Here is a 16,659-nt window from a genome sequence, read left to right as displayed (position 1 = left end):
CCCGGCAGAACGGAACGAATACATCCGCGCCGCTCGTCCTTTCATGGGATGAACAAGACGATCAGGCGCGCCTCGGTCTTCACACTGCTGCTCGTGGTCTCCCTCCTTGTGCGGGCGACGTGGGTGCAGTTCTACGACTCGAAGGCGCTCGCGGACGACAAGCTGAACCGGCGCAACGCGATCGAGCAGTACGCGAACCCGCTGGGGAACATCATCGTGGGCGGTGAGTCCATCACCGGCTCCGAGCGGACGAAGGGCAGCGACCTCGCGTACAAGCGCACCTACAAGGACGGCGATCTGTATTCGTCCGTCACGGGCTACAGCTCGCAGGTGTACGGAGCGACGCAGCTCGAGGGCATCTACAAGGACGTCCTCGACGGCACCGACAACCGGCTGAAGAACCCGCTGGACACGGTCACCGACAAGCGCGCCGATCCGGGTGACGTGGTCACGACGATCGACCCGGCGGTGCAGAAGGCCGCGTACAAGTCGCTCGGCGACCAGAAGGGCGCGGCGGTCGCCGTCGACCCGAAGACGGGCAAGATCCTCAGCATGGTGTCGACCCCCTCGTACAACCCCTCGGACATCAGCGGTTCCGGTTCCACGGACTCCAAGGAGTGGTCCTCGCTCCTGAAGGACGAGGAGAAGCCGCTGGTCAACCGCGCGATGCGGCAGCCGCTGCCGCCTGGTTCGACGTTCAAGCTGGTCGTCGCGGCGGCGGCCCTTGAGGACGGGCTCTACGGCTCGGCGGACACCAGGACCGAAAGCCCGAACCCGTACATGCTGCCCGGCACGACCCAGCCGCTGAAGAACGAGAGCGCCTCCGCGCCCTGCGAGGACGCGACGATCCGTACGGCGCTGCAGTACTCGTGCAACAACGTCTTCGGGAAGATGGCCGTCGACCTGGGCCAGGACAAGGTCAAGGCGATGGCCGAGAAGATGGGCTTCAACACCGAGAAGCTCGACGTGCCGGTGCGCGCGTCCGAGAGCGTGTATCCCTCGGGCATGGACAAGGCCCAGACGGCCCTGACCGGCATCGGCCAGTTCGACGTGACGGCGACGCCGCTGCAGATGTCGATGGTCTCGGGGGCGATCGCCAACGGCGGCGAGCTGGCCGCGCCCCACATGGTCTCCCAGATCACGGACTCGGGCGGCGACGTCCTCCAGTCGTTCGACGACGCGGACTCCCAGCGGGTGATGAGCGAGGACACGGCGAGTCAGCTGCAGTCGGCCATGGAGACGGTCGTCGAGAAGGGCACGGGTACGAACGCGCGGATCAGCGGCGCGGACGTGGGCGGCAAGACGGGCACGGCGCAGCACGGCGAGAACAACAGCAAGACGCCGTACGCCTGGTTCACCTCGTACGCCAAGGGCAGCGACGGCAAGGAGGTCGCGGTGGCGGTCATCATCGAGTCGTCGAGCGCGGCGAGGTCGGAGGTCAGCGGCAACGGCCTTGCGGCGCCCATCGCGAAGTCGATGATGTCGGCGGCCTTGGACTCGTAGCCCCACCTGATCCGTGTGCACGACCGCGGGGTGCCGATGCTCTGGACGGCACCCCGCGGAGGTGGGAGGTCAGCGGCGCGAACGCCACACCTGCAAGGCCCAAAGACCGGCGAACAGGCCCAAGGGCCCTGTCAGGATCCCCGCGGCGAAGCCGAATCCGGTGTGGGCCCGACCGTCGTCGACGGCGACGGCGACGCCCGCCAGGACGACGACCGACGCCGCGACAGCCACAAGGACATAGAAACGCCGGCTGAAGAAGCGCCACCGTCCCGGCACCTCCGGCGGAGCCGAGATCTCCGCGTCGGGCCCAAGGCTCGCAGCCAGCGGCCGCTTGAACCACGCGTAGACGATCCAGTTCCCGCAGGCCTCCCAGCCGTCGGGGGCAAGCCGCTCGTCGAGCCCTTCACGCCCCCGCGTGACCAGCTCACGCCGGTACTCCCAGCGCTGCGGCCGCTCCAGGTCCCGGTGGCTGACGAAACGGCCGAGCGCGTCGACCCGTTCCACCTCCCACCCCTCGTCGCCGAAGCGGTTCAGGAGCTCCTCGTCGACATACGTGTCGGCGGTCCACCGCCATGTCTCGATGTGCGCCCCGGGGACCTCGGGCGCCTGGGTCCCGGCGGGCACCAGTTCGTGGGCGAACTCCTCGGCGGGCCCGAACTCGGCCTCCGGGGCGGCGCCGCCCGACTCCTCCAGGTGCGCCTGAAGATCCGCGACGGTCGCCGCCACTCGGTCGGCGGGCACCCCCTGCGCCCGCAGCCGCTCGGCGAGATCCGCGAAGTAGCTCACGCTCATCGCACACCCGCCTTCGCCAGGACCTCACGTACGGATCCGTCGAAGGCGAGCCACAGTCCGCCCTGCTCGCCGAGCGTGGCGCGCCCCGCGTCCGTCAGGGAGTAGTAGCGCCGCCCTGGGCCCTTCTCGGTGGCCCGGAACTCCGCGGCGACCAGGCCCGCCTCCTCGAGGCGGTTGAGCACGGGGTAGAGCGTGCCGCCCTTGATCTGGCCGAACCCGGCGGCGTCGAGCAGCTTGGCGATCTCGTAGCCGTAGCTCTCGCCGTCGGTGAGAGCGGCGAGCACGAGCAGATCGAGTACGCCCTTGAACCAGCTGGCCCTGCGGTCGGTCTTGGCGCCCCCGGACGCGGGTGCGGTCATGGTCAGCTGCCCTTCGGGGTCGGCTCGTACGTGGGCAGGCTGCCGATCGGCTCCGGCACGGGGAGCGTCAAGTCCCTCACGGTGAGCGCGATGTGGACGGCGATGGGCAGCAGCAGGCTCCCGCTCGCCACATAGAGCCCGGCGAAGAGGGCTCCGACGAGGCCGAAGGCGATGACGCCGCTGCGGCCCTGGTAGATACCGGCGACGGCGTACACGAGCACCGAAAGGGCCGCCGCCGCATAGAGGTTGAGGCCGAGCACGCCGACGCCGAAGGCGATCAGGAGCCCGCGGTAGACGAGCTCGGCGCAGATGCCGTCGGTCACGGCGACGGCGATCGCGAGGCGGCGCTCCTGTGCCGTGCGCGGCAGCATCGCCTGGATGGAGGCGAGCCCCGGCACGTTCCTGCCGCCTTCGGCGAGGGCGCGCATCTTGCGCCCGGACACCACCGAGACGGCCCCCATCAGGACGATGATGACGGCCGCCGACACCGGCGACGCGGGGGCCGCGATGCCGAGGTCGGCGGCGGCGATGCCCGGCGAGAGCAGCAGCGCGGCCACCGCGAGCGCGGCGAGGACGCACCAGAAGACGAGGATGAAACTGAAGTAGCCGACGAGAGCGCGCGGTTCGGTGTCGCGGCGGCGGGCCAGCGAGCCGTAGAGGCGGCGGCCGAGCCAGGGCTCACCGAGCAGCAGATAGGCACCGAGCACGGCGGTGACGACGGTGGAAGCGACCGAGAAGTCCGGCGAGATGGTCATGGTGGGATTCCCCCTTCCCGAAGGGGCCGCGCGGCGCGTGCCGCACAGCCCCATGAGCATGTGAGCTACCTAGACCGTAAAGCGACCTAGTCAGGAATGCAACCTATCTCGCGATGCCGAGTCCCTCCCCGGCCGCCGGACTGCTCCACGAAGCCGGACTACTCCACGAAGAAGCCGGACTACTCCACGAAGTACGTCGGGTTCGGGAGCTTGTACGTCTTGTCCGCGTAGCCGCCCGCGAGGTCGGAGACCTGGTCACCGAAGCTGCCGACGATGTTGAAGCCGGTCGACTCGATGTACTTGCGGGTGCCTTCCTTGAACTGCACGGTGGTGCACTCCCACTTGGCGGGCGTGGCGCAGTGGCTCAGGTAGGCGGGCGGGGCGGTCTTGTTCTTGGTGAAGACGTGCTTGGTGTCGAGCTTCGTGTCGTACCCGGCCTTGGCGAGGTTGGTGACCGCGCCCTCGCGCTGCGACTCGCTCAGCCCGGTCAGGAAGAAGACCTCGACGCCCTTGCCCTTGGCGTACTTGACGAGTTCGGGCATGCCGAAGACGGCGGGGCGCTTGGCCTCCTTCACGTAGGCGTCCCACGTGGCGCCGTTGTACGTGTAGTTGGTGGACTTCTCGTAGTCGAAGCTGAGCAGCGCGGTGTCGTCCACGTCGAGGACGATCGCGGGCTTCTTGCCGTGCGCGCCGCCCTTCGCGCCGTGCGCGCCGTGCGCGGCGGCCTTCCTGATGTCCTTCTTCGCCTTCGTCTGGACGCGCGCCAGATCCTTGGCGTACGGGCTGTCCGGCGAGGAACGCCAGACTCCGTCGGCGTCCTGGTACGCGCCGTAGTAGTCGTCGATCTCGCCGACGAGCACGCCGATGTTCTGGGGTTCGGCGGTGTGCCGCGCCGAGGCGTTGTCGGCGGTGGCGGCGCCGGTGCCGTACAGCGCGGCTCCGGCGACGGCACAGGTGGTGGCGATGCCCGCCACCCTTAGGGACTTCCGCATAGGTCGATATCTCCGGATCAGGGTCAGGGTTTGGATCTGGGTCTGGGTCTGTGCAGAGGTGACAAGTTCGAGCAGGTCAATGCCCGTCTACGCGCACTGTCTACGCGCATCACACACCGCATCGCGAGACTCTTTGCCCGATCGATACCTGATCCGGAGAGAACCGGAGACAACCGGAGAGAACCTGAGTACTACGCCCCCGGCCTCCAGCCCGGATCCCTGCCGCTGAGCCCGATCACGCGGTCGAGGAGCGGGGCGCCGTCCGGCACCGGGACCACGGCCCCGAACATGCTGTTCCCGGACGCGTCGCCCTCCTGGGGCGTGAGCAGCGCCTGGGCCACCCCCAGGCTCGCCTCGTCGGGGGCGTACGCCTGTCCCGTCGCACGGGCCAGGTCCCAGCCGTGCACGACGAGTTCGTCCATGGCGACGGCGCCCGCCACCGCACCCGGCAGATCGAGGCCGCCCGCCCGGGTCATGCCCTCCCACGCGGCCGGGTCGCGCCACACCTCCACCAGCTCGTCGAGCAGCTTCGGCAGGTCCGTACGCCACCCGGGGCCGAGCTCAGGCAGGGCGTTCCCCGGGTCCTGGTCGAGGTGGGGCCCGAAGTCCTTGCGCGCGGCGTCCCGGAACGCGCCGGTCAGATGGACCAGGTGGCCAAGGAGATGGCGCACCTGGTACTCCGGACAGGGCGTGGGCCCCGCGAGCTGCTCGTCACCGATGCCTTCCGCGATGCCTGCCACAAGGCGGGCCTGCGGCGCGAAGTCGATCGTCTCCGTCATGGATCCTCCCGAATCTCGGCGGCCCTGCCCCACGGACCGCGCTCCTGCCCTGTAGACCGGCCCGCAGCCCGGAACTCATCGCCGGACCTGGCGCGCACATCTACCGCACCTGCCCTATGCCGGACCCCGGGCCTTAGAACCACCATCACCTGCCATGACATCGACGATCACGCGGATCCTGCGCAACCGCGACGCGAGCCTCTGTCTGGGCGCGGTGGTGGTCTCCGGCTTCGGGAGCTCCGCGATGTGGCTGGTTTCCGGGATCTGGGTGAAGCAGCTGACCGGCTCGGACGGCCTGGCGGCCCTCTGCACGTTCGCCCTCTGGGCCCCGTCCCTGATCGGCCCCCTCCTGGGCACGATCGCCGACCGCACCCGCCGCAGACCCCTGCTCATCGGCACGAACCTGACCCTGGGCGCCCTGCTGACCTCCCTCCTGTTCGTCGACTCCACGAGCACCCTGTGGGTCCTCTACGCGGTGCTCTTCCTGTACGGGGCGTGCGGCGCCGTCACCGACGCGGCCGAGGCGGCCCTGGTGACGGCGGCCGTCGGCAAGGACCTGACGGGAGACTTCAACGGCCTGCGGATGTCCGCGAACGAGGGCATGAAGCTGATCGCACCACTCGCGGGAGCGGGCCTCTTCGCCGCCTACGGAGGCGCCCGGGTGGCGCTCCTTGACGCCGCCACCTTCGTCATCGCGGCCGGAATGTTCACGCTGCTGCGCGTGCACGAGGACGCCCCCGAGCGCGACACGAAGGGATGGCGGGCCCAGACGGCTGAAGGCGCACGCTACTTGTGGGGCAGTCCGCAGCTGCGCCCCCTCGTCCTCGCGGGCGGCCTGACCATGCTGACCTCGGGGATCAGCGGGGCGGCCGTGTACGCGGTCGTGGAGGGGCTCGGCCACTCCCCCGCGTACACCGGCGTGCTGTACGTCGTGCAGGGCGCCGGTTCCGTCGCGGTCGGTGTCTCTTCGGGGGCGCTGCTGCGGCGCTTCGGAGGGCGCCGGTTCGGCGGGGCGGGCATCGCGCTCACCGCGCTCGCCGTGGTCCTGCACGCGCTGCCGTACGACGCGACGGCTCTGGCGGGCAGCCTCGCCAACGGCCTGGGACTGCCCTGCGTGCTGATCGCGGGCATGACGGCGGTCCAGCGCGAGACACCGCAGGCCCTGCTCGGCCGCGCGGCGGCGACCGCGAGCACCCTGATGTTCACGCCGACCGCCCTTGGCATCGCCCTGGGCGCGGGACTCGTGGAGGCCGTCGACTACCGCGTCCTGCTGCCGGTCCTTGCGGGGGCGCGACTGCTGATCGCCGCGCCCCTCCTCAAGGCCACCTCGATGACGGCTACTTCACATTCGCCCAGCGCTTGATGGTCGCGATCGCCTCAGCCTGTTCGGCGGCGGGCAGTTTGGCGATGGAGGCGCCGTGGTTGGAGCCGGGGACCTCGTAGCGGTAGGAGTCGCGGTGGCTCGGCTTGAACTTCTCCGCGCTCCACGGGTCGTTCTGGCCGTAGATGAACATCATCCGCTGGCCCTGGGTCTTCACCCAGCGGTCGACGTCGGCGGTGGTCCTGTTGTTGTACGAGCCGCGCATCGACTCGGGAAGGACCGAGTTGGGCTGGTAGATGTCGGGGTAGTGGCGGACGTCCTTGAGGTGCGCGAACTTCAGGTCGGCCCAGCCGAGCTGGGTGGCGGCCTGCCGGTAGTACGGACCTGTGCCGTTCGTGCCGAGGGTCTCGTCCTGGTAGACGCTGAAGCCGTGCTTCTTCGACCAGTCGTAGAGCTCGTCGTCGCTTGCCTTCTTGGCGTCGGGCACGGTCGGGCAGTTGTCGACGGTGCCGCTCTGCCAGAAGTTCCACACCTGGTCGAGCACCGCGAACTCGTAGGCGCGGTCGGTGGTGCCGAGGGTCTCATCGAAGGTGTCACCGGCGGCCTTCGCGTCCGCCTCGAACTTCGGCAGCAGCGCCTCACGCCGTACCAGCATCTCGCGCTGCACGGCGTTCAGAGCGGTCCGGCACTCGGCCGTGCCGACGGTCTTGAAGAACCGCTCGTAGCCGCTGTCGTCCCTGTTGTTCGCGTCGTTCGGCGCCACGAACGCGACGACAGCGTCCAGGTCGCCGGGGTAGAAGCGCTCGTGGTACGTCGCCGTCATCCCGCCCTTGCTGGCACCCGTGCCGAGCCACTTGCCCTTCTCGATGCCGCGCAGCGCCTGGGTCAGGCGGTGCTCGTCGGCGGCCTCCTGCTGGACGGTGAGCTTGGACCAGTCCGATGCCGCCGGGCCCGAGGGGCGCGACTGCTCGAAGTAGCGGTGCTCGACGCTGACCTGGTTGGCGTCGATCAGCTTGGTGAGGGCGGTGGTGTTGGACGCCAGGGTGTAGCCGCCGGTGTAGAGGACGGTCGGCTTGTCCGTGGCCTTGTGCCAGAGCGTGGCGCGCTGGGTGAACGTGCCGGCGCCGGGGTTGTGGTGGTCGACGGGCTGGGCGTACGTGAGGGTGTAGAAGGGGTAGCCCTCCCTGTCGGCCACGGAGACGACCTTCATGCCGGGGATCTTCTCCAGCTGCTCCCGGATGTCGGCCTTGGCGTCCGCCGCCGGTCGCTCGTCTGCCTGCGCGGCCGCGGGCACTGCCCCGCCGAGCACGGCCGCACCCGCCATGAATCCGGCACAGACCAGCGCGGATATCCCCTTGTTGCGCACCTTGTCCCCTTGTCGTCTTGCCGTCGGCCTGCCGTGGTCTTGTTCCGCTCGTGGCCGGCGCGACGGTGTTGTGGTGCGCGGATGGTAACCGCTTCCACTTCCGGTGCGACAGAGGCTATTTGAGGCGTTCCAGGGCCTTGGTCACTTGCGCGAGGTCCGCGTCGGAGGCCAGTCCGGCGTGGTAGAGCCGCAGTTCGTCGGCGCCCAGCGTGATCGCGTGCGCCGCGTCGGCGGCGAGTGTGGTGGGACTTCCGCCCATGCCGGAGACGACGGTGAGGTTCGCGGCGAGGGTGGTGCGGGCCGTGCGGTGCGCGTCGAAGGGTGTCAGGGCCCCGGCACCGCCCGTGCAGGGCACGACCACGCCGTCGGCCACGGAGAGGATGTGCTCCGGGTCGACTCCGGCGTTGGCGCCGCAGTGGTAGGCCACCGGGTCGGCGTGCAGCAGGACCTGGAAGCCGTCGGGGGCGGCGGCGCGTACGGCCGCGATCGCCGATTCCTGGAGTGTGCGGGCGGTTTCCTCGCGCCACGCGCGCGTGGCGGTGGCCGTCTCGGCGCCCAGGAGCTTCTCCACCGCCTCCCAGCCGCCGGAGGGCTCGTCGCCCCGCCACACGGGCTCCAGGGCGCGGCGGACCCCGGCCGCAAGATCGTCGGAGGCGAGTCCTTGTCCGGCGTACCCCTCGCGGCAGTCCGCGCAGAAGCACAGCGACATCAGGTACTGCCCGGCTTCCCCGAGCGCCACTCCCGCGATCTTGTCGTGGGCGTGCAGATGCGCGAGGCCGTACCAGCCGAGGGATTCCAGCTCGGTGCCGCGCGCGCCGGGGCGTACGGCGGCTTCCACCGCCAGGTCGACGAGGTACGCGCGCGTGGCGGGCTGCGCGATGCAGGGAGCCCAGGGGTAGCGGTCTCCGTAGGCGTTGACGACGGAGGTGTCCGGATGGTCGGCGCCCATACGGGAGTTGTGGGCGAGGACGACCCAGGTGTGTACGTCGAGCCCGGCGGCCGCCAGTGCGTCGGCGGCTTCTCCGTAGGCGTCGCCAGGGGCCCAGTCTCCGGCCGCGTACGGGCGAAGGTCGCGGCCCTGCCACCGGTCACCGGGCTCGTACAGGACCGCCGCGTGTTCGGCGGTGACGATGCGGTGGCGGGGGTGGCGGGGGGTCAGCGCGCGCGTGGAGTGGTAGGCGGAGGCGAGGGTGACCTGCTGGACGCCGAGGCCCGCGACGCGTGCGGGCGCCGCGGGGTCGCCGACGACGTCCCAGGGGTACAGGAAGGCGGAGGTCCTCACGCGCCCTCCTCCCGCACCAGGGCGCGCCCGCGCTCGGTCAGTTCGGCGAGGCGCTTGATGTGTTCGTCGGCGGGTTCGTGCAGCGGCGTCCGCACCCCGCCGACGTCGAGCCCGGCCATGCGTACGCCTGCCTTGACGAGCGAGACGGCGTATCCGCGGCCCTCGGCGCGCAGCTCCACGAAGGGCCGGTAGAAACCGTCGATCAGCCGGTTCACCAGGTCGTCGCCCTCGGCGGTCCTGGCGTTGAAGGCCCGGTGGAAGGCGAGCGCGATGTCGGGCGCGAAGCAGAAGACCGCCGACGAGTAGAGCGTGACGCCGACGCCCCGGTAGGCGAGCCCGGTCAGCTCGGCGGTGGGCAGGCCGTTGAAGTAGAGGAATTCCTCCGGGACTTCCGCGCGCACGGCGCTGACGATGCGCTGCATCAGGTCCATGTCGCCGAGGCCGTCCTTGAAGCCGATGACGCCCTCGGTACGGGCGAGCTCGACCACCGTCTCCGGGGTGAACACGGCGTTGTCGCGCTGGTAGACGATGATGTCGAGGGAGGTCGCCGCGGCCAGTTCGGCGTAGTGCGCGAGCAGCCCCTCCTGCCCGGCGACGACGAGGTAGGGCGGCATCGCGAGCAGCCCGTCGGCACCGGCTTCCTCGGCGAGCTTCGCGTACCGCACGGCGAGCGCGGTGCCGTACCCGGCGCCCGCGACCACCGGCACCCGGCCGGCCGACTCCTCGGCGGCCGCGGCGACGCACGCCTGGAACTCCTCGGGCGTCAGGGCGTGGAACTCTCCGGTGCCGCAGCAGGCGAACACGGCCGCCGCGCCCGCCTCGATGCCCGCGCGCACGTGCGCGCGGAAGACATCGAGGTCGACGGAGCCGTCAGGACCGTAGGCGGTGACCGGGAAGAACAGCGGCCCGCTGGGGATATTGAGTCGATCGGCGAGGGGTGCTGACGTCACGGGCTCTCCCTAAGCGTGCACGTTTCTGATCCACGTCCATATTTCTGAACGCACCCACGCTAAGCCGCCTCCCGAGCCCCGGTCAAGCGCCGAGGTCGGCAAGAGATCGACAAGAGATCAGCAAGAGAACCGTCATTCAAGAGCGGATTCGCCGCCTCCGTACGACACTTGACTCGACGAGGTGTTGATCCTTAGCTTGTCCACAGATGTGAATGCTGTACGTACACGCGAACTCAGCCGCTGAGCAGCCCAGCCCCTGATCCGAGGAGATCCCCTCATGCCCGCTCCCCGCACCATCCTGCTCACCGGCGCCGCAGGCGGCCTCGGCACCTTGATGCGGGGACTGCTCCCGGCTTACGGCTACGAACTGCGACTCCTCGACGTGCTGCCCATCGAGGGCGAGCCCGACGCGATCACGGCGGACCTGGCCGACAAGAAGGCGCTGCGGGAGGCCGTGCGGGGCGTCGACGCCGTCATCCATCTCGCGGGCATCTCCCTCGAGGCCTCCTTCGACAAGATCCTGCGGGCCAACATCGAGGGGACGTACAACCTCTACGAAGCGGCCCGCGAGGAGGGCGTCCGCCGGGTCGTCTTCGCGTCGTCGAACCACGCGCTTGGATTCACGCCGCGGCCCGTCGGGGACGATCCGCTGATCGCGGTGGACGCGCCGCGCCGCCCCGACACCTTCTACGGCCTGTCGAAGTCGTTCGGTGAGGATCTCGCCCAGTTCTACTGGGACAAGCACGGGGTCGAGACCGTCTCGGTGCGCATCGGTTCGTGCTTCCTGGAGCCGTCGAGCGTGCGGATGCTGTCGGTCTGGATGAGCCCCGGGGACGGCGCCCGGCTCTTCGACGCGGCGCTGACCGCCCCTGATGTGGGACACGCGGTGGTCTACGGATCGTCCGCGAACACGCGGCTGTGGTGGGACCTCTCGTCGGCGCGCGCGCTCGGCTACGAGCCGCAGGACGACTCCGAGCAGTACGCGGAGAAGCTGGTCGCCGAGCAGGGGGAACTGGACCCCGCGAACCCGGACCACGCGAATCTGGGCGGTCACTTCTGCACGAACCCTCCAGTCTGGCCGTACTGAGCACTCGGCCACACCGATGCCGGACAGACGGAAATCAGCCCTTCCGGTAGAGGAAGAAGAGTCGACCGAACCCCACTCGGGCATCAAACGGGCGCCCCACACCCCCCGAACGGGCAGCCCCACCGCCCGAAGCAGAGGCCGCGGCCCTGCCAAGCGGGCACATGCGGGCACCATCGTCTGCACTCCGAGCCTGTTCACACACCGTCCCCCGCTGTAGAACTTCCCCACAGGGCCCGAACGGGCACAGCGAGGAAAGGCGGCGGCACCCATGACCGCGGAAGAGCGTCAGCGGGAGATCGTCCGGGCAGCACGGAACTCCGGCTCCGTGGACGTCACCGCACTCGCCACCAAACTGGGTGTCGCCAAAGAGACCGTCCGCCGTGACCTGCGCGCCCTGGAGGACCACGGCCTGGTCCGCCGCACCCATGGTGGCGCCTACCCCGTGGAGAGCGCGGGGTACGAGACGACCCTCGCGTTCCGCACCACCATGCACGTCCCCGAGAAGAGAAGGATCGCCACCGCCGCCGCCGACCTCCTCGGCGACGCCGAAACGGTCTTCGTCGACGAGGGCTTCACCCCACAGCTCATCGCCGAAGCCCTCCCCGAAGCCGCCAAGGGCCGCCCCCTGACCATCGTCACCGCGTCCCTGGCCACCGCGGGCGCCCTCGCCGAGGCCGACAACATGTCCGTACTCCTCCTCGGTGGCCGTGTCCGCCCGGGCACCCTGGCGACCGTCGACCACTGGACGACGCGCATGCTGGCCGGATTCGTCATCGACCTCGCGTACATCGGGGCCAACGGCATCTCCCGTGAGCACGGCCTGACCACGCCCGACCCCGCGGTCAGCGAGGTGAAGACGCAGGCCATCCGGGCGTCACGGCGCACCGTGTTCACGGGCGTGCACACCAAGTTCGGGGCGACGAGCTTCTGCAGGTTCGCGCACGTCGGCGAGCTGGAGTCGATCGTCACCAGCACGCAGTTGCCCGCGTCCGAGGCGCACCGCTACTCGCTCCAGGGCCCGCAGGTCATCCGCGTCTGACACCGCCCCACCCGCTCACCTTCCCCTCCCGCTCACCTCCCGTGATTCCGCACGCCCATTTCCACCTCGACGCACCCCCACACCTCCCATAAGTCCCCATACGTCCAGGAGCATTCATGCGAACCCAGAGCCGACGGAGGTCGCGCGCACTCGCCGCGGCAGCCGCAGGGACGCTGCTTGCCCCGCTGCTCTCCGGCTGCTGGGCCGGGGCGGGCGGGACCGGTTCCGGCGACTCCATCAACGTACTGATGGTGAACAACCCGCAGATGGTCGAATTGCAGAAGCTCACCGCCGCCCACTTCACCAAGGAAACGGGCATCAAGGTGAGCTTCACGGTCCTGCCCGAGAACGACGTCCGCGACAAAATCAGCCAGGACTTCGCCAACCAGGCGGGCCAGTACGACGTCGCCACGCTCTCCAACTACGAGATCCCGATCTACGCCAAGAACGACTGGCTGCACGAACTGGGCTCGTACACAAAGAAGGACAAGGCGTACGACGAGAAGGACGTACTGCCGTCCATGCGCCAGTCCCTCACCGGCGACGACGGCAAGCTCTACGGGCAGCCCTTCTACGGAGAGTCGTCCTTCCTGATGTACCGGAAGGACGTGTTCAAGAAGGCCGGCCTCACCATGCCGAAGAACCCCACCTGGCAGCAGGTGGCGAAGCTCTCGGCCGAGGTGGACGGCGCCGAGTCCGGCATGAAGGGCATCTGTCTGCGCGGGCTTCCGGGCTGGGGCGAGTTGATCGCGCCTCTGACGAGCGTGGTGAACACCTTCGGCGGGACCTGGTTCGACAAGGACTGGAAGGCCCGCCTCGACTCACCCGAGTTCAAGAAGGCGACGCAGTTCTACGTGGACCTCGTCCGCGAGCACGGCGAGTCCGGGGCCGCCCAGTCCGGCTATGCCGAGTGCCTGAACAACCTCACCCAGGGCAAGACCGCCATGTGGTACGACGCCACGGCCGCCGCCGGTTCCCTCGAGGCCGCCAAGTCCCCGGTCAAGGGCAAGATCGGCTACGTACCCGCGCCCGTGGAGAAGACCAAGAGCTCCGGGTGGCTCTACACCTGGGCGTGGGGCCTGCAGAAGGCATCGCGCAACCCGGACAAGGCATGGAAGTTCGTCTCCTGGGCGTCGAGCAAGGAGTACGAGCAGCTGGTCGGCGAGAAGATCGGCTGGTCCAACGTCCCGGCGGGCAAGCGGGCGTCGACGTACGACAACCCCGAGTACCGCAAGGAAGCCGCCGCCTTCCAGGACGTCACCCACGACGCCATCGAGGGTGCGCGCCCGACCGATCCCGGAGTGCAGCCCCGTCCCGCGCCCGGCATCCAGTTCGTCGGCATCCCCGAGTTCACCGACCTCGGCACGAAGGTCTCCCAGGAGATCAGCGCGGCCATCGCCGGGCGCCAGTCCGTCGACTCGGCCCTCAAGAAGTCACAGAAGCTCGCCGAGAAGATCGCCGAGGAGTACGAGGGACGATGACCGCCACCACGAGTACCACCACCGTCGCGCCCAAGACCGCGCGCGCCCCCGGCCCCAAGGGGCCAGGAAGGCTGCGCGCCTGGGCCACCAGAGCCCCGCTCCTGCCCGCCCTGATCTTCATGGTCGTCGTGACCCAGCTGCCGTTCGTGGCCACGCTGGTGATCTCCTTCTTCGACTGGAACGCCCTCTACCCCGACGCCCGCAGCTTCGCCGGATTCGACAACTACTCCGAGGTCCTCACCGATCCGGACCTGCGCAAGTCGGTCCTGACGACCATCGTGCTCACGGCCACCGTCGTGATAGCGAGCCTCGTCATCGGCCTCGGCCTCGCCCTGCTCCTCGACCGGAAGTTCCGGGGCCGCGGATTCGTGCGTACGTTGCTCATCGCGCCGTTCCTGCTCGTGCCGGTGGCCGCGGCGCTGCTGTGGAAGCACGTGCTCTACAACCCCGAGTACGGCCTCTTCAACGGCCTGCTGCACTGGGTGGGCGGTGACGGCGCGGCCCAGCCCGACTGGGTCTCCAACACCCCGCTGATCGCCATCGAGGCCTCCCTGATCTGGCAGTGGACGCCCTTCATGATGCTGATCCTGCTCGCAGGCCTGCAGAGCCGTGACAGCGAGCTCATCGAGGCGGCCCGCATGGACGGCGCGGGCAACTGGCAGGTGTTCCGCTATCTGACGCTGCCGCATCTGCGCCGCTATCTGGAGCTCGGCTCGCTGCTCGGCTCGATCTACATCGTGCAGAACTTCGACGCCGTCTTCACGATCACGTCGGGCGGTCTTGGCACCGCCAACCTGCCCTACACCGTCTACCAGAGCTTCTACCAGGCCCACGAGAACGGCCTGGCGTCCGCCGCCGGTGTCCTCGTCGTCATCGGCTCCATCATCATCGCGACCTTCGCACTGCGGGTCGTCTCGTCCCTGTTCCGTGAGGAGGCGTCCCGCGCATGAGCACTGCCGATACGCGTGTACGTACACAGCAGCCACAGCAGCCGGGGAGCCGCTTCCGCATCCGGGGCTCCGCAGGACTCGGCCTTGCCGCCTGGCTGGCCGGAATCCTGTTCTTCCTGCCCATCGCCTGGATGACGCTGACCTCCTTCCACTCGGAGTCGGACGCGGCGACCAATCCGCCCTCGCTCGCCGCCTCGCTCACCCTGGACGGCTACCGCGACTTCTTCGGCACGGGCGGCGGCGCGAGCCCCTGGCCCTCGCTCATCAACTCGACCGTGGCGTCGGTCGCCTCGACCCTGTTCGTGCTCGTCCTCGCGCTGCCCGCCGCGTACGCGCTCTCCATCAGGCCGGTGAAGAAGTGGACGGACGTCCTGTTCTTCTTCCTGTCGACGAAGATGCTGCCGATCGTGGCGGGCCTCCTTCCGATCTATCTCTTCGCCAAGAACACCGAGATGCTCGACAACATCTGGCTGCTCGTCATCCTCTACACGTCGATGAACCTGCCGATCGCGGTGTGGATGATGCAGTCCTTCCTCGCCGAGGTGCCGGTCGCGATCATCGAGGCCGCGCAGATCGACGGGGCGCGTCTGCCCACCATCCTCACGCGCGTGGTGGCCCCCATCGCGCTGCCGGGGATCGCGGCGACGTCCCTGATCTGCTTCATCTTCAGCTGGAACGAACTCCTCTTCGCACGGGTACTCACGGGCGTCGTCGCCCAGACCGCGCCCGTTTTCCTGACCGGCTTCATCACCAGCCAGGGCCTGTTCCTGGCGAAGGTGTGCGCCGCGTCTCTCGTGATCTCCCTGCCGGTGCTCGCCGCAGGGTTCGCCGCCCAGGACAAGCTGGTCCAGGGCCTGTCGTTGGGAGCAGTCAAGTGAAGGCCGCCATCATCGAGTCCGTTGGCAAAGCCGTCGTCGGCGAGGTGCCCGACCCCACCCCGGGGCCGCGCGACGTCGTCGTCGAGGTCGCCGCCTGCGGTCTGTGCGGAACCGACCTGCACATCCTGCAGGGCGAGTTCGCACCCACGCTGCCGGTGGTCCCGGGGCACGAGTTCGCCGGGGAGGTGGTGGGCCTCGGCCGCGAGGTCACGGAGCTCTCGATCGGCGACCGGGTCGCCGTCGACCCCTCGCTCTACTGTTACGAGTGCCGCTACTGCCGTACCGGCCACAACAACCTCTGTGAGCGCTGGAACGCGATCGGCGTCACCACGGCGGGCGGCGCGGCCCAGTACGCCGTCGCGCCCGTCGCCAACTGCGTGCGGCTCCCCGAGCACGTACGCACCCAGGACGCGGCCCTCATCGAGCCGCTGTCCTGCGCGGTGCGCGGCTACGACGTCCTCCGCGCCCAGCTCGGCGCGCACGTCCTGATCTATGGCTCCGGGACGATGGGCCTGATGATGCTGGAGCTCGCCAAGCGGACGGGGGCGGCGAGCGTGGACATCGTGGACCTCAACGCGGACCGCCTCGCCACTGCGCGGCAGTTGGGCGTCTCGGGGTCGGCCGCCGGTGCGGACGATCTTGACCGGCCGCAGGGGTGGGACATCGTCGTCGACGCCACGGGCAACGCGGCGGCGATCCAGGACGGCCTTGGCCGGGTCGCCAAGGCAGGAACGTTCCTGCAGTTCGGTGTGGCCGACTACGCGACACGTGTCAGCATCGATCCGTACAAGATCTACAACCAGGAGATCACCATCACCGGGTCGATGGCGGTCCTGCACAGCTACGAGCGGGCGGCGGAGCTGTTCGCCGCCGGTGTGCTCGATCCGGATGTGTTCATCAGCGACCGGATGCCGCTGGACTCGTACCCCGAGGCGCTCGACCGGTTCGCCTCTGGGGTGGGCCGGAAGATTGTTGTGGTGCCGTAGGGCGGACCCTGCGGGGCCTCCCCGATCCCGCCCCTTCCCGGCCGCATCTATGAGGGGCTCCGCCGCGGAGGGGCTCCGCCCCAGACCCCGGTCCTCAAGCGCCGGACGGCTGAAAGATTTAAGCCGTCCGGTGCTTGAG

Annotated in this window: 16 protein-coding genes; 8 read left to right on the top strand and 8 right to left on the bottom strand. The window is 69.3% G+C overall.

The annotated features are described in order from the left end of the window. Nucleotides 1-48: 48 nt before the first annotated feature. A complete protein-coding gene (locus ACFQ7F_RS23215; RefSeq protein WP_383273357.1) occupies nt 49-1,503 on the top strand; it encodes a peptidoglycan D,D-transpeptidase FtsI family protein in 1,455 nt (484 codons plus the stop codon). Nucleotides 1,504-1,572: 69 nt separating this feature from the next. On the opposite strand, the gene ACFQ7F_RS23210 is transcribed toward ACFQ7F_RS23215, so the two are convergent. The 5 genes from ACFQ7F_RS23210 to ACFQ7F_RS23190 form a co-directional block, all read right to left on the bottom strand. Continuing rightward, nucleotides 1,573-2,295, bottom strand: coding sequence for a hypothetical protein (locus tag ACFQ7F_RS23210; RefSeq protein ID WP_383273355.1), 723 nt, complete (start codon nt 2,293-2,295; stop codon nt 1,573-1,575). Further along, nucleotides 2,292-2,654 carry a PadR family transcriptional regulator gene (locus ACFQ7F_RS23205; protein ID WP_344527161.1) on the bottom strand — a complete coding sequence of 121 codons (363 nt, stop codon included), beginning with the start codon at nt 2,652-2,654 and terminating at the stop codon, nt 2,292-2,294. The genes ACFQ7F_RS23210 and ACFQ7F_RS23205 overlap by 4 nt, the downstream gene beginning before the upstream one ends. A 2-nt stretch (nt 2,655-2,656) precedes the next feature. Then, the gene (locus ACFQ7F_RS23200) at nt 2,657-3,409 is read right to left on the bottom strand and encodes a CPBP family intramembrane glutamic endopeptidase (RefSeq protein WP_383273353.1); all 753 of its coding nucleotides are present in this window, start codon (nt 3,407-3,409) and stop codon (nt 2,657-2,659) included. Between the two features lie 179 nt (nt 3,410-3,588). Beyond that, nucleotides 3,589-4,401 carry an HAD family acid phosphatase gene (locus ACFQ7F_RS23195; protein ID WP_383273351.1) on the bottom strand — a complete coding sequence of 271 codons (813 nt, stop codon included), beginning with the start codon at nt 4,399-4,401 and terminating at the stop codon, nt 3,589-3,591. 191 nt (nt 4,402-4,592) lie between these two features. Beyond that, entirely contained in the window at nt 4,593-5,180 is a 588-nt protein-coding gene (locus tag ACFQ7F_RS23190) for a TIGR03086 family metal-binding protein (protein ID WP_383273349.1), read from the bottom strand. A 154-nt stretch (nt 5,181-5,334) separates the two neighbouring features. Between ACFQ7F_RS23190 and ACFQ7F_RS23185 the strand changes: the two genes are divergently transcribed. Then, on the top strand, nt 5,335-6,543 hold the full coding sequence (locus ACFQ7F_RS23185) for an MFS transporter (protein WP_383273347.1): 1,209 nt from the start codon (nt 5,335-5,337) through the stop codon (nt 6,541-6,543). Here ACFQ7F_RS23185 and ACFQ7F_RS23180 read toward each other — a convergent pair. The 3 genes from ACFQ7F_RS23180 to ACFQ7F_RS23170 all read right to left on the bottom strand — a co-directional run bounded on the left by ACFQ7F_RS23180 (nt 6,518) and on the right by ACFQ7F_RS23170 (nt 10,099). Continuing rightward, nucleotides 6,518-7,867 (bottom strand): S28 family serine protease, encoded by a 1,350-nt coding sequence (locus tag ACFQ7F_RS23180; protein WP_383273345.1) that lies wholly within the window; start codon nt 7,865-7,867, stop codon nt 6,518-6,520. The two genes, ACFQ7F_RS23185 and ACFQ7F_RS23180, sit on opposite strands and share 26 nt — an antisense overlap. A gap of 115 nt (nt 7,868-7,982) precedes the next feature. Beyond that, a complete protein-coding gene (locus ACFQ7F_RS23175) occupies nt 7,983-9,149 on the bottom strand; it encodes a hypothetical protein (protein ID WP_383273343.1) in 1,167 nt (388 codons plus the stop codon). Continuing rightward, the gene (locus ACFQ7F_RS23170; protein WP_383273341.1) at nt 9,146-10,099 is read right to left on the bottom strand and encodes a 5-dehydro-4-deoxyglucarate dehydratase; all 954 of its coding nucleotides are present in this window, start codon (nt 10,097-10,099) and stop codon (nt 9,146-9,148) included. Before ACFQ7F_RS23170 ends, ACFQ7F_RS23175 begins: the two co-directional genes overlap by 4 nt. A 277-nt stretch (nt 10,100-10,376) precedes the next feature. Between ACFQ7F_RS23170 and ACFQ7F_RS23165 the strand changes: the two genes are divergently transcribed. From ACFQ7F_RS23165 to ACFQ7F_RS23140, 6 genes are all read left to right on the top strand, one after another. Beyond that, nucleotides 10,377-11,186: an NAD-dependent epimerase/dehydratase family protein gene (locus ACFQ7F_RS23165; protein ID WP_383273339.1), complete on the top strand. Its 810-nt coding sequence runs from the start codon at nt 10,377-10,379 to the stop codon at nt 11,184-11,186. A gap of 268 nt (nt 11,187-11,454) precedes the next feature. Beyond that, entirely contained in the window at nt 11,455-12,225 is a 771-nt protein-coding gene (locus ACFQ7F_RS23160; RefSeq protein WP_383273337.1) for a DeoR/GlpR family DNA-binding transcription regulator, read from the top strand. Between the two features lie 116 nt (nt 12,226-12,341). Next, complete coding sequence (locus ACFQ7F_RS23155; RefSeq protein ID WP_383273335.1) at nt 12,342-13,706, top strand: ABC transporter substrate-binding protein; 1,365 nt, start codon at nt 12,342-12,344, stop codon at nt 13,704-13,706. Then, nucleotides 13,703-14,656: a carbohydrate ABC transporter permease gene (locus ACFQ7F_RS23150; protein ID WP_383273333.1), complete on the top strand. Its 954-nt coding sequence runs from the start codon at nt 13,703-13,705 to the stop codon at nt 14,654-14,656. The genes ACFQ7F_RS23155 and ACFQ7F_RS23150 overlap by 4 nt, the downstream gene beginning before the upstream one ends. Then, complete coding sequence (locus ACFQ7F_RS23145) at nt 14,653-15,534, top strand: carbohydrate ABC transporter permease (protein WP_383273331.1); 882 nt, start codon at nt 14,653-14,655, stop codon at nt 15,532-15,534. The genes ACFQ7F_RS23150 and ACFQ7F_RS23145 overlap by 4 nt, the downstream gene beginning before the upstream one ends. Further along, nucleotides 15,531-16,520: a zinc-dependent alcohol dehydrogenase family protein gene (locus ACFQ7F_RS23140; RefSeq protein WP_383273329.1), complete on the top strand. Its 990-nt coding sequence runs from the start codon at nt 15,531-15,533 to the stop codon at nt 16,518-16,520. The genes ACFQ7F_RS23145 and ACFQ7F_RS23140 overlap by 4 nt, the downstream gene beginning before the upstream one ends. Nucleotides 16,521-16,659 lie beyond the last annotated feature (139 nt).

The organism is Streptomyces sp. NPDC056486 (assembly GCF_042795295.1).
Lineage (GTDB): Bacteria > Actinomycetota > Actinomycetes > Streptomycetales > Streptomycetaceae > Streptomyces.
Note: the sequence above shows the minus strand (reverse complement) of the source record. Positions and strands in the feature narration are given on the sequence as shown.